8 protein-coding genes and 1 pseudogene are annotated in these 12,695 nt (G+C 64.2%); 2 read left to right on the forward strand and 7 right to left on the reverse strand.

Features of this window, described 5'->3' with window-relative positions; genetic code table 11:
* Nucleotides 1-2,124 precede the first annotated feature (2,124 nt).
* Nucleotides 2,125-3,450: a hypothetical protein gene (locus tag E6J58_19025; GenBank protein TMB33955.1), complete on the reverse strand. Its 1,326-nt coding sequence runs from the start codon at nucleotides 3,448-3,450 to the stop codon at nucleotides 2,125-2,127.
* A gap of 466 nt (nucleotides 3,451-3,916) precedes the next feature.
* Nucleotides 3,917-4,219, reverse strand: a pseudogene (locus E6J58_19030) (molecular chaperone DnaJ).
* A 1,049-nt stretch (nucleotides 4,220-5,268) separates the two neighbouring features.
* On the opposite strand from E6J58_19030, the gene E6J58_19035 reads away from it, so the two are divergent.
* Entirely contained in the window at nucleotides 5,269-5,916 is a 648-nt protein-coding gene (locus E6J58_19035; protein ID TMB34053.1) for an NADP oxidoreductase, read from the forward strand.
* A gap of 601 nt (nucleotides 5,917-6,517) precedes the next feature.
* Here the strand turns inward: E6J58_19035 and E6J58_19040 are convergent.
* On the reverse strand, nucleotides 6,518-7,564 hold the full coding sequence (locus E6J58_19040; GenBank protein ID TMB33956.1) for a hypothetical protein: 1,047 nt from the start codon (nucleotides 7,562-7,564) through the stop codon (nucleotides 6,518-6,520).
* A gap of 548 nt (nucleotides 7,565-8,112) precedes the next feature.
* Between E6J58_19040 and E6J58_19045 the strand changes: the two genes are divergently transcribed.
* On the forward strand, nucleotides 8,113-8,367 hold the full coding sequence (locus E6J58_19045) for a hypothetical protein (GenBank protein TMB33957.1): 255 nt from the start codon (nucleotides 8,113-8,115) through the stop codon (nucleotides 8,365-8,367).
* Between the two features lie 4 nt (nucleotides 8,368-8,371).
* On the opposite strand, the gene E6J58_19050 is transcribed toward E6J58_19045, so the two are convergent.
* The 4 genes from E6J58_19050 to E6J58_19065 all read right to left on the reverse strand — a co-directional run.
* Nucleotides 8,372-8,920 carry a deaminase gene (locus tag E6J58_19050; GenBank protein TMB33958.1) on the reverse strand — a complete coding sequence of 183 codons (549 nt, stop codon included), beginning with the start codon at nucleotides 8,918-8,920 and terminating at the stop codon, nucleotides 8,372-8,374.
* Between the two features lie 171 nt (nucleotides 8,921-9,091).
* Nucleotides 9,092-9,628 (reverse strand): ATP-binding protein, encoded by a 537-nt coding sequence (locus E6J58_19055; protein ID TMB33959.1) that lies wholly within the window; start codon nucleotides 9,626-9,628, stop codon nucleotides 9,092-9,094.
* A gap of 1,016 nt (nucleotides 9,629-10,644) precedes the next feature.
* Nucleotides 10,645-11,829: a vanadium-dependent haloperoxidase gene (locus tag E6J58_19060; GenBank protein ID TMB33960.1), complete on the reverse strand. Its 1,185-nt coding sequence runs from the start codon at nucleotides 11,827-11,829 to the stop codon at nucleotides 10,645-10,647.
* Between the two features lie 328 nt (nucleotides 11,830-12,157).
* On the reverse strand, nucleotides 12,158-12,695 hold a 538-nt coding region (locus E6J58_19065), incomplete at its 5' end, for a hypothetical protein (protein ID TMB34054.1).

Here is a 12,695-nt window from a genome sequence, read left to right on the forward strand (position 1 = left end):
ACTGATTGAGCGCGGCGCGATCCCTCACGGTTGGACGCTGGCCCGGGAGGCCGAGGAGCCGGGAGCAAGGCGACGGAATGCGCTGATCTGTCCTTCACCCGCTCCGGTCGCGTCAAACTGGAATTGGGATACACGCGCATTGCCAGCGTTTGACAGAGCGAGAATAAACACACCTTGGCTCCGATGGAGTGTTCCGGCAATCGTGAGCCGAGCAGTCGTTGTCGTTGATACAGGTGTCCTGCGGCGTGTGACAGAAGTACCCTACAATCGACGGCTCCCCTGACGCAGAACAGAATCCATTGATGCCGCAATCCGAATCGATGCGGCAGTTCCCGGCAACGCAAAAGTTGTCGCTGCCGTACGTATAAGGCGATCCATGGCAGGCGCAAGTTTCAGTTGTTGGGCAATCGTTATCGCTGCTGCACTGATCGTAGGTGCAGCCACAACCAGCACCTGCGCCGCTGTGGATGCAGCGACCATTGATGCCCTGCGTGCAGTCGTTGTCACTCGTGCATGTGAATTCAGGCCCCGAACACGATGCACCGCCAGTGCCCGCGGTGCATCCGCAGTCGCCTGGGCCAGCGAGCGTCGAGCATAGAGCATTATTGGCCCGATGATTGATCGCAGCTGGCTGTGAGCAGCCGCAGGTGCCCATCAGCGCTGCAATTCCAACGGCGAATGTGCTCCTGAACATGAGAGCGGACCTCCGCACTGGTGCGTTCTAATCCTGAAGGTGCGTGAAGGTACTGGCGTGGAGAACACGATGTGAACGGCGGGACATGTCCGGCCAGCCGCCGCGCTTCCCAGACCTCGATCGCAAGTACGGATCGGTGGCGCACGTTCATCGGCTCCCCGGCGGGCCATGTCATGTCCGCCGCATCTCTTCACACCCCCGCGCGCCCCGCTTCGCGCGGAATCCGGCACGGTCAGCGCGGGCACCTGGAACACAGCTACACCCGAGAAGAGGTGGTTCCCGCAGACTATGACGTCGCCTGCGACGATCAGCATCGGCGGGTGGGACGACGGAACCGTACTCATCGGAGTCGAGTCCAGCCGCGAGCCTTCCGCATGGCAGGAGTCAGCTCGTTTTACAGGTGTCGGAATGGCGACGCCGCTGACGTGACCGCTGAGGATCCTTTTGCTGAGCCTGCGGCCAGTGATTTCGGTATCTGGGGTTTATCGCCGGTCACGGACGCGAAGTACTCATCGGCGACGTGATGGAGCTTTACACGAGCTTCGGTTGGACCACGCTCTGCAGCACCTCCAGATCAAGCGCGGCCCTGCGGGAGGAGGAAAGTAGGAAGCTGGCTAGAATTTGGTATAGGTCCGCTTGGTACAGGTGCAGTCAACCTGCAGCAAGTACGGAGGAACAGCGGTTTCAGACCCGGGTAACGAGCAGAAAAACCGAAAAGGCTTGTTACAGCCTTGGTACAGGTCGAGGAAACATGCTGGAGTTGCTCACAAGAATTGGTGGAGGCGGCGGGAATCGAACCCGGCCAACTCGATGATCTGGACGCCGTATCGCCGCGGCATCTCGGACAAGTCCGCGACCCGCCGAGGAGATGAGTGGCCCGCGTGCGCTATCTCGCGCGACGAAGCCGAATCCGGCGGACAGCGTGGACCAGCGGGACCATGGTGGCTTCGTGCGCCGCAACCTCCGCCTTGGCAACGAGGCAGTCCGGCATCCACGATTCTTCTGGAGCGAACACGAATCTCCACGATCCTGTGATTTCCTTCACGTCTTCAGAGAGGGTTACCGCGCCTGGTTCCACAAATGTTCACGCGGGTTCTCGAGTTTCATGTGCCCAGCCTGTGCCACGGTCACGCCCGAATACCGGCCGCGCTTCTCTCGATGTTGTCCAAGTCGCTGCGCTGCTCGGCTGTCCCTGCACGCCGGGAGTGCGCATCCATGGCCATCGACCCTGAAGGCCGCGAGAAGCTCTTTCGCTACGCGCTCCGGCCCCCCTTGGGATCTGCAGCGGCTCTCGATGGGGGAGGACGGCCCCCGTAGACGACGAAGGTCTCGTCGTCGGAGACCAGATCGCCGCCGGAATCCACCGCCCGGCGCCGATTCTCGGATCCAAACGACCGTTTCTTCCGCCTATCCCCCTTCGAAATCCCGCATCACGGATAGATCGTCGTCGGCTTCACCGACGTCGACTTCGCCTGGATGTTCACCGGACCGAACGCGAGGCCGGACGCTTCCTGGACGAAAGTCGCTGGAAAGACCTGCAGATCCAGGGTTTGCGCGCTCGCGTTGGTGTCCTTCATGCAACCGCAGGTGCCGACGTTCCCGTTGCTGTCGGTCTTGACCAGCCACATGCCGGGCCCGCCGTAGGTCAAATCCGCAGTCCACGAGTCGCCGGCGACCGCGTAGCCGCCGTCGCTCGTCCGGATGACGCCATTGAATCGGTTGCCACCGCCGGACGTGAGGCCCGTGTACGTCTTCTGCCAGACGATGTTGCCCGAGGCGTCCGTCTTCAGCATCCAGCCCGTCGTCGCCTGTGCAAACACGTTGCTCTCGCCGGCCAGGACGAAACCGCCGTCCGGGGTGGCGACGGCGCCGCCCTGCTCGCGGCTGACGTCGTAGTACCCGTTCGAACCGCCGTATCCTTTCTGCCAGACGATCCCGCCGCGCGCGTCGAGCTTGAGGAGAAAGAAGAGCTCCTGGAACGGAGAATCCCGCTGCTGGACGGTGCCCGACACGACATAGCCGCCATCCGGCGTCAGGAAGATCGGGTACGAGCTCTCGCCGCCGCCGCCGCTCTCCCAAACATTGCCGTAGTAGGCGTTCGACCACTGCGCGCCACCGCTCGCGTCGAGCTTCATGACTACGAGGACGTGAGCGTATCCGGAGGCGAGCTTCGCGTCGGCGACTCCGGTCGCGACGTAACCCCCGTCGGCAGTCGGCTGCAGCGAGCCGAGTGTGAAGCTGCCGCCGTCGAACGCGCCGGGAAACGACTGGGCGGTCTCGGAATAAGCGACCGACCACTGCAGCGCGCCCGACGACGAGATCTTCATGATCAGCCCTTCGAGGATCTGCGCGTACGTCGGCGACTCGTTTCCGACCGCGATGTAGGTTCCGTCGGGCATCGGCTCGATGATGCTGGCGCCCGCGAAGTAAGCTCCGGTCAGGTCTCGTTGCCACGCGATCGTCCCGTCGCTGCGGAACTTCGCGAACCATCCGCAGCCGCCGGCGCAGGCCGGATTGTCGAAGTCGCCGCCGGCGAGAACGAACCCTCCGTCGGCCGTGTGGGCGACGGCGCTCGTCGACTGCGCCGAGTTGGCGCAGGTCGAGTACAGCTTCTGAAATACGTTCTGGCCCGCGGTCGGCGTGACCGCGACCAGCCAGGCGCCTCCGAAGAACGGCTGCTTGTGCGTCGAGCAGACGTTCTGCTGGTTCGAATCGCCACCGCCCACGACGATCGTGCCGTCCGAGAGCTGGGTCAACGAGTTCCCGGTCTGGGAAGCTTGGTTGTATGGCGAGAGCGCGACGGTCCATACCTTATCGAACGGACCGCCGCTGGTCGGTTGCGTGAAAGCAGACGAAGGGACGAGCACCGCGGCGATTACGCAGAAAATTTTCCTCTGTGCGTGGGACATGTGCCGACCTCCATACAACCCCCTCCGACCGCGTACGCCCAGGCCGGGGAACGGTTACGCCGGAGCGGCGCTTTCTGCTAACGAAAGTCTTGCTGAAGCGCGTCCTCCTCTAGCAGCGTTGACGTTATGAAGGAGGCTCCGTTGACGGAAGGCGGCCTATCCGATCCAAGCGGCCGTTTCTTCCGCCTATCCCCACGTCTATCTGGAGCTCACCGAGGGCCATCGAAGCGGGATGCCATCTGGGCCAGGGCTATGTATTGGCTCGCCCCGCGCTCCCGCCGCCGGCGATCGTGGCCGCTCGGCGGCGCCTGACCTACGGCGCTGGCCGGGTCTGCTTGCGGATCTTCTTGATGAACGTCCGCGTGCAGCGGCCGTGCGTGGCCTCGTGGTTCATGATCTCCACGAGCAGCCGCGTCTTCGCGTCCGCCGGGAAGATCGCCGAAGCGTTCGCCTCGCTTGCGAGGTGCAGGCCTTCGGACGTGACCGGCCCCTTCGGTCCCGCGGCGGCCGCGGCCGCCGGCCGATAGTGCGACGGCTTCGTCTTGGTGACGTCGCGGAGCCCGGACGAGGTGTCGGCGCGCCGGCCCGAGCCGTCGCAGCTGGGACAGATCGCGGTCAGGAAGGGCACTTGCGGCTGCACGATGTCGCCCAGCCAGACGATGCAGGCGACGGGGTCCGTCAGGAGCATGCGGCCGAGCTTTTCGTGGCCCGCTTCGTCGCGCGCCGAAAGCTTCAGGACGCGATTCCGCTCCCGCAACCAGCGCAAGAGTAGATCGTCGTCGATTTTCACGCGCGACGCCCTTCGCCGCATCGGGGGACGCCTGCCGCCGCTACCGGCAACCCTCGTGGACGCGCCGACGCGCTTCGAGCGGGCCGCACGCCGGACCCACAACGGCCACAGATCGCGGACGGCCATGCCCGCAATGAACGCCACCAGGATCGGATCGAGGATGCTCATGGTTGACCTCGCTGCTGTCTGGCCCCAAGCCCCCTCTGCCATCCAGGTTCGTGTTTTTCCACCTCGCTGCACCGCTCTCTCCTGCGCCCGGAATTCTGCGAGGCGCAGGTCGAGCGGTGAGCAGCACATCTGTCGCATCCCGGCCGCAAACCGGGGAGTGCAGGTTTTAGAAAAACGGAAACGCGGAGATCACGCGGACCGTCGGTGGGATGTTCGAGGACGCCATGCCGACACGTCTTCAAATATGCCCTGTAACAAGGGCGCGCCAACTTTCGTTGAAAAACGCGCGAGCCATAGCGAAAGTGTTCGATAACAGCCATTTGATTAAGCATTTCTACGCAGGCGTCGCCGCTCCTGTCTTCGGCAACCGCTGGGCGGTTTGGCCGGTTCGGCAGAGCCTCACGCCGTCCTGCTGTCCCCGAAGCGGTGCGGCTGCCGCGTATAGAACGGAAGGATCTGGATCAGGTTCCGGGCGTCGCCCTCGAGAGGATCAAGACACGCGGCTGATCGTGGTCGAGCGCTCTCGATGGGCGCATGCGGAACCGAAGCTGCCCTCCTGCATCCTCTTTCCAAGGAGTTGATCGAATGATTCCTGCCATCGGCAGGTTGTCGCATCGATCCGACGGTCATCTGCGCAGCCCCTGTGCAACGAGGCGAGCTGCCGTTGCGAGGCTGTACACCCGCGAGAGGAGACTGGCGTGAAGGACGTGAAGACCATCGGACTGATCGGTGCCGGCCATATCGGGAGCCAGCTCGCGCGGCTCGCAGTGAAGAACGGCTACCAGGTCGTCATCAGCAACTCGCGTGGGCCAGAGACCTTGTCCACGCTCGTGGCAGAGCTTGGGCCGAAGGCGCGCGCCGCCACCGCCGCAGAGGCAGCGAAGGCGGGAGACATCGTGGTCGTGACTGTGCCGCTGAAGAACTACCCGCAGGTACCGGTCGAGCCTCTGGCGGGGAAGATCGTCATCGACACCAACAACTATTATCCGCAACGCGACGGCCGCATTCGCGAGCTCGACGACGAGTCGACCACGACCTCCGAGCTCCTCCAGGCGCACCTGCCGAAGTCGAAGGTGGTAAAGGCGTTCAATCACATCTACGCCGCGGACCTCACCGCCCATGGACAGCCGGCCGGCACGAAGAATCGTCGCGCGTTGGTGATCGCGGGAGACGACCGGGAAGCCAAGGCGGTCGTGGCTCGCCTGATCGACCAGTTCGGGTTCGAAACCTTGGACGCGGGTCCGCTGAAGGAGGGATGGCGCATCCAGCGCGACACGCCGGGCTATGGTCCGCGCCGCACGGCGGACGAGCTGCGCAAGGACCTCGCCTCGGCGAAGCGATACGCAGAGCGATAGCGGGACTCTCGATGCCGCGGGGGATGCGGGCGGTGAGGAGGCGTTCCGGCGACTGGCTGTGGCGGTGCCGAAGGACGAGCGGGTCGATCTACCGGGCGCGGGGAGGTGAAGCGGAAGCTGTTTGCGTTCGCGTCGAAAGGCGATCGGCATGGCAATTCCATGCCAACGGCCTCCGCGCCGTCCGCCAACTAGCGGACATACGAGGAGCAAATTGGTGGAGGCGGCGGGAATCGAAGAGACGCAGACCGGATGCGCGAAACCCTTTGCGAGACGCGAATTTCCCTCGCATCCGGCTGCACCGACCAAGGAAGCTTGATCCCGCCGTCTCCTGCCTCGTGCCGCTCCGTACCGCCCCAACCCGCCGGCTCATGGCAACCATGTGGCAACGTGAGCCGCACCTCGTAGCGATGACGGATAAACGCGGTTCTTGTCGACTTTCTCCCGCCTCCCCGGGCTTTTCGGACCAACCTCGAAACGCTGCCAGAGCGCGGCCCGGCTCTGCAACCCCCCGTCCGCGCAGGGCATGCCTGTCGCCGCGACCAAATCCACCGCGAGTCCCAGAGAGGGATGGCGCCGACCACGCCTCTCGGGTCCGCCGCAGCTAGGGCGGCGACACGCAGACGAGGCCCTGCCCGGCGCCGGCGCAGGTTTGCGTTGACGTGTCGCAGTACCCCACGCACTGGTCGTCGAAGATGCAGGGCTGGAAGATGCACTGCGACGTGCAGGGCTCGCCGTCGGCCTTTCTCGGCTGGCAGATTTTCGTCCCGTCCGCATCGCACCAGCTCGCCACGCACTGGAGCCGTGTGGTCGTGCCCGCGCGGGTGAGCATACATGGCTGCCCGACCACGGGCAGGGCGGCGCATTTCCCGGTGCCGGAGTCGCAGTAGTACCCCATTCCGCACACGGCCGTGGCGCCGCAGCTGGCGCCCAGGCCGACGTACGGCACGCACGAACCGGGGGAGCCGCTGCACACGTACCCCGGCGCGCACTCGGAGAACCCGCTGCAGGAGCCGCTCGTCTTCATCGCCTTGCAGGTGAGCGTGCTGTCGCAGTAGAGCCCAGCCTGGCAAGGGCAAGGGCCACCCGCGCCGGAGGGGGCCACGCAGACGGTGCCGGTGGCAGAGGAACACCCCAGCCCCGGCGCGCAGAGCCCGGGGGGAGCGCACGGCTCGCCCTCGGTGAGCCAGGCGACGCACTCGCCGGTCGGGAACGGGGCGCTGCACCTCGGGATGGGCGCACTGCAATAGCCGCCAGCGCAATGATTCATGACCTCGGAGGAGCACTGGCCGCCCGGGGCGACTGCGCCAGTGAGCGCGGCCGTGCAATCCGCGAGAAGATTTCCTTCGAGAACGCTCAAGGCGGCGCAGCCGTCGAGCGAGGCGAGCGTAAGCGCGCACGAGCCTCCCTTGGCGCGGTCGTACACGGCGCGGCCGGCATCGACCTCGGCCTGCACCCCGGAACACAGCGCGTCGCTCTGCGCCTTCTCCGCGTTGATAAAGGCCGGCGCCGCGCTCTGGCACTGGCCCTCCTTCTCGACGGCAATTTCCCCGAGAGTCTTGCAGAAATCGAGCGCCGTGGCGGTGCTGCCAACCCTTGGCTCCGACGAGCAGGCGCCGGCGAGCGCCGCGCAGGCGAGCCCGGCGTACACATGGCATGTGGCGCCTACAGGTCTGCGACTGGAGGCCGCACACCGGAACGCGAGCTTCCCCGCGAACAACCGGGTGGCTTTCAACATCGCCGCGAGCAAGTACAGGCTCCCTGGTGGCGGTGAAGTACTCGGAACAGATCGTGTTCGTGCAACACGTGGACATAATACTTGAAGGCCGGAGATACGATGGACGACGCAGAAATGCATCGCAGAATCGTCGGGTACGGGGTCCGCGTGCTCGGAGTGTCGTTTCGGACCGAGGCGCCGGACAGCCCCGTCCTCCGCTCGCTCGACAACGACGGGTTCTTCGCGCGCAAGCTCCGCGATACAGCGCGGCTTGTCCTCCATGTCCACGTCCGCAGGAGTCAAGGCGGGATCTGGGCGCCCGACGAGCACGGGAACATCGACGCTTTTCTTAGCGGCGTCGGTGCTCGTGTCCACGAGACCTGCATGATCGCCCATGAACTCGGGCACGCCGTGCTCGAGATCGAGCGGCGGCGGGAACCGCCGACGAGTTCAGCGATCACCTCGAGGGGATCGGAAAGCGGTTGGGAGAGGAGAAGCCGATCACTGTCGCGGAGGCCAACGCGTTCTATGGGGAGGAGAAGGCCGCCTGGGAGCATGGCGCGCGGCTCCTCGATGAGCGAGGCTTTACGCGCTGGTTCAGGTTCGGGCAGGTGTGCGAGAAAAGCCTCGCGACGTACGAGCGGGCGATCCAGTCTTGCTGTGTAGGTTGGCGGGCGCCGCCGCTGAACGACTTCCTCGACCCGCTGGTGGCGCGCGACCCGCCATCTGTGGCTTAAGCCGCTAGCGCCGGCGATAGTGCAACGCCACGATGCCCGATTTGAGCCGTGTCGCGGCCACGAACTTCAGGCGCAATGATGGCTGCAGGCCGGAAAACAAGAACGGACCGTGCCCGGCCACCACGGGGTGGACCACGAAGCGATATTCGTCCACGAGGTCCAGGCGCTGAAGCGCGGCCGAAAGTTTGGGGCTACCCACCAGCAGTCCGCGCGGCGTGGCCTTCTTCAACGCCTTCACCGCCCGGATCAGGTCCCCTTCGACGTGATGCGTGTTGCTCCACGGGAAGTCGCGGCGCGTCGTCGAGACCACGTACTTGGGCTTGGCTTCGAGCTTCTTCGCCCAGTCCCGGTTCGACGGTGTCGCCTTCGGGTCTCGCGCCACTTGGGGCCAGGCGTCCTCCATCAGCTCGTAGGTCCGGCGCCCGAAGAGCATCGCCCCCGCCGCGTCCATCAGGCGCGTCCAGTAGCGGAGCATCTCGTCGTCGGCGACCCCTTCCCGGTGGTCGCAACACCCGTCCAGCGTCAAGTTGAGCGCGAAGGTCAAAAGCCCCATGGCGCGACTCTCTCCCAGGCTGCATATCGCTTCAAGCTTGGGCGAAATCGAACCCTCGCCGAGGACGCAATCACGAACCCGACGGCCACTACATTTCGCGAAACATCCGAGCCACTCCGGCCTCGTCAGCACCAGTAGTCCAAATTTTGGGATCGGTTCTTAGCCGGCCGGCTACGGCGTCCAACCCTCCACGGCGCAGATTGTGTCCCAGATTCGCAGCGGGGGCATGCGAGTGCCACCGGCGAATAGAGTTCGTAGGAAGCGCCGCCCGTACAAGTGCAGGAGCACGGTGTGCCAGCTCTCGATGCCCCGGCGCAGCGACGCGAAGTTCGCCTGAATCCCCTGCTGCGGGTTCTTCAGATTGCCTTGGGCTCGAGCATCGAATGACTGCTTTGCGGCCTCTGGATCGGCATCGAACCACCAGACCGGGACGCCGGCAGCCTGCAGCGCGAGCACGAGCGCAAAGCCACCGGGCGGGGTGTAAGGCCAGTCGAAGACCGTATCAGTTGCTCGACTGACAAGTTCATCGCGAAGGGCGGTTGCGTCCCCGTTCTCCACCTTTGTCCAAGAGAATCGCAGGCCCTTGCTGTCGATCTCCCGCTCGTCAGTGTCGACGCGGTCGAACCCCCGCTGCTCGGAGAGCCACCGGGTGACGCTGGTCTTCCCTGCATTGGACCAGCCATTCACGACAAGGATCCGGCGCGCCATCGCACCCCATGTATATCGGCCAGCTGCTGGAACCCGCCAGCCTCGGACCGGCGCTGCTTCAGGATGCACGGGAGGAGATGGCTCGGCCAGTGATCAAGAGCCGGCGATCTCGTCGCGGACACGTTCAACAAACGCGATCATGCGTTCGAACCGCTTAGTGTATTCCGGGTACGGGCATCCTTGTGCACGGACTGCGGGATTCGCGCGCAGAAAGTGACGTACCGCCTTGAACGTCGCGAGCACCTCACCGACGCAAAGAGTACGCGAACCTCAGGTCACTTCGCTTGATGATCGGCATGGCAATTCCATGGCAACGGGCACCACCCCGTCGGCCAACTAGCGAAGAGAAGAAGAGAAAATTGGTGGAGGCGGCGGGAATCGAAGAGACGCAGACCGGATGCGCGAAACCTCTTGCGAGACGAGAACTTCCCTCGCATCCGGTTGCAGCGACAAAGGAAGTTCGGTCCCGCCGTCTCCGCGGTCGTTCCGTCCTGTGCCGCCCCGGTCCACTGCTTCATGGCAACTGCACGGCAACAGAACCGCGCGTCCGCATTCGTGCGTGCTCGTGAAGCCTGCAGGCTGATCCGCTACTACCACGGTCCCAAGCCACTGAATCGAATGACCGGTGCGTAAGACCTGACCGATGGTGCCTGTATCGACGATACAGTGGAGTCCCTGACCGGAGCGGGCGAACAGGCATGGATCGGCCATCAGCCGACCACGCGGGATTCGTGGTCGAAGAAGGAGCGAGGACAGATAAGGCCGGTTCCGTCGCCTTGCTCCCGCCTCCCCGGTCCAACTTCTCACCTTGTCAGACCGCGGCCGGGGTCTGCAACCCCGCCGCGCAGGGTTGCGCTGGTAGAGCCGCATTCCCAGCACCGTGGAGTCAGGACTTCAAGTTCTGGCCGGCGGTGGCGCGGGTCGAAAGCGCTTACGGCGACAGGAATCTTATTTGCTCGTGCCCGCCGGCGGACTCCTACGCCGAGGCCGAGGCGCAGACGAGCTGAGAGCGCGGGCTAAGCAGAACCCGCGAAATACTCCTTGGCTTTGGCCCAAGCTTGCGCGCCAATGAGACGGCCTATCGCGCGAGACTGTAGATCGCCTTCCTTGAAGTGAATCCCGCCGTACCGACGCGACATACCGGCTTGGTCAGCAGCCGCACTGAAAGTCGGCCACGACAGAGTAACATCGAGCGCAGGCACAGCTCCCGGCTCGACTCGCGAGCTGCCAGCTTTGATGGTGACGGATTGTCCGAACGCGTCGCTGCCCGTAAATGATTTGAGGACCTCTGCACCTGCGGCGCTGAATGCGCTGTGACCGGAGCTGAATTCCGGAAACGCGGGAGTTGGCACCACGCTCGTCTGGTAAGCTTGCCAGTACTCGCCGAGAATGGTTTGGGTTCCTTTGTAGGGACCGCCCCAAGCATTTATCTCGCGGCCAGCCATCAGGAATCGAACGGCCGTAATCGGTCGCACGTAGTCGAATACGCGTTTGCAGTCCCACACCGCGATGCTCGCGTCGAGGAGTGCGTTACTTAGCGCGAAAAACATCTTCACGTCGTCATCGATGCTGTGTTTGTCGCGGGCTGCAACCCATTCTGCGAACAGCGCCCAGTGTCCAGGCGGTAGCTCCGACGCGGGCCCGTCGGCCCAGTATTCCACGATCGATTTTTGCTCGTCGGTCAGGTTGGCGCTGTAGCTGATTATCTCTTGTACCTGGTCGGTGTAGCCCGCACTCGGATAGAGATTCGGCACCGACGCCGGACGAAACTGAGCTCCCGATGTAAGCGCGAATGGCGTTACCAATCCCCACTGCGGAGCGATAAATCGTTGCGCGGTGACGCCTCCTTGGCCGTCGGGAATCAGAAGTGGCTGCCAGCGGTTGGGATCTGTGACTTGCGATGGGCTGTTGACCGATTGGTAGCCGGTATAGTCGGAATAACTTCCCGCCGCCAAATCGCCGAGCTGATTTGATCCGTCGTGGTGACGAAACGTGAGCACTGCGTCAGCGGCAACGTTTCCGATTCCCTCAGGCGTGCTGACATCGGTGGACGCGATGGCCGGGTCATAACCAAGCTGCTGCATAAATCCATCGAAGAGCGCGCGCTCGGAAGGAAAGAGATCGGCTAGCGCCCGATACGCTGCAAAGCTGACCGCTCGCTCCTTGTTACCAGTAGTGCGTTCGGACGCGGGTCGTCTCAACGTCGCGCCAAGTCGGGTTCCAGCAGCGGTCGCATCGTACGCTCCCCAAGCGTCATACATCGCTGTGTGCGCGACAGCGAGGGCGCGCGCAACCATCGGAGGTCCAAGATGTGTCCGACGAACCGCTTCGAGCGCGAGCGAGTCCCATTGGACGCCGACGGATGGATGCCAAGGAGGTTGCGGCGCAGTGGTATCACGGCATCCTGTGAGCGCCAGCGCCAACGCGTGGAATCCGAATACAGCAGCCCAGGCGCCGCGGCCGAAGGAGAAAGTGAATCTCCGCATCGAGGCGATTGAGCTCAGATGCATGCAGTCGCCGCGACGAAGGCTATTGCGCTGTGGCATTGAACGTCACGGAGCCGGCACCGACGGCAGAAGCCGTGACCGACTGCGCCCCCGCGCTCGAGCCGAGAGTCCAGTGACCCGAGATCGCGATGCCCTGACCGTCAGTCGGCGGGCTGGTGGGAGCGGCAAGCTGACCACCACCGGTCGCCACTACGTATGTAACCACGACCCCTGTTATCAGATTTCCAGCCGCGTCCTTCACGTTCGTGCATAGTGGATCCGGGAGCGGTGCCCCTCTGGTGCCCACTTGCCCATTGCCCGCAAAGATGACGATCGATGCAGGGTCGCCGGGGACGACGATCACGCTCACCTCGCCAGTCAAACTGCCCGATCGTGCGCGAATGGTCGCGTTGCCCTGACGCGCCCCGGTTATCAGACCACTGGAGCTCACCGATGCTACCAGGCCATTCGAGCTCGTCCACGTCACGTCCGTCGCGGGTGAGCTGCCACCTGACCCGTTTGTGATTGACGCCGACGCCTGCACCGACTTGCCGGAGTAAATAGGACCAGACGGGATCGTA

Source organism: Deltaproteobacteria bacterium (assembly GCA_005879535.1).
Taxonomy (GTDB): Bacteria; Myxococcota; Myxococcia; order Myxococcales; family 40CM-4-68-19; genus 40CM-4-68-19.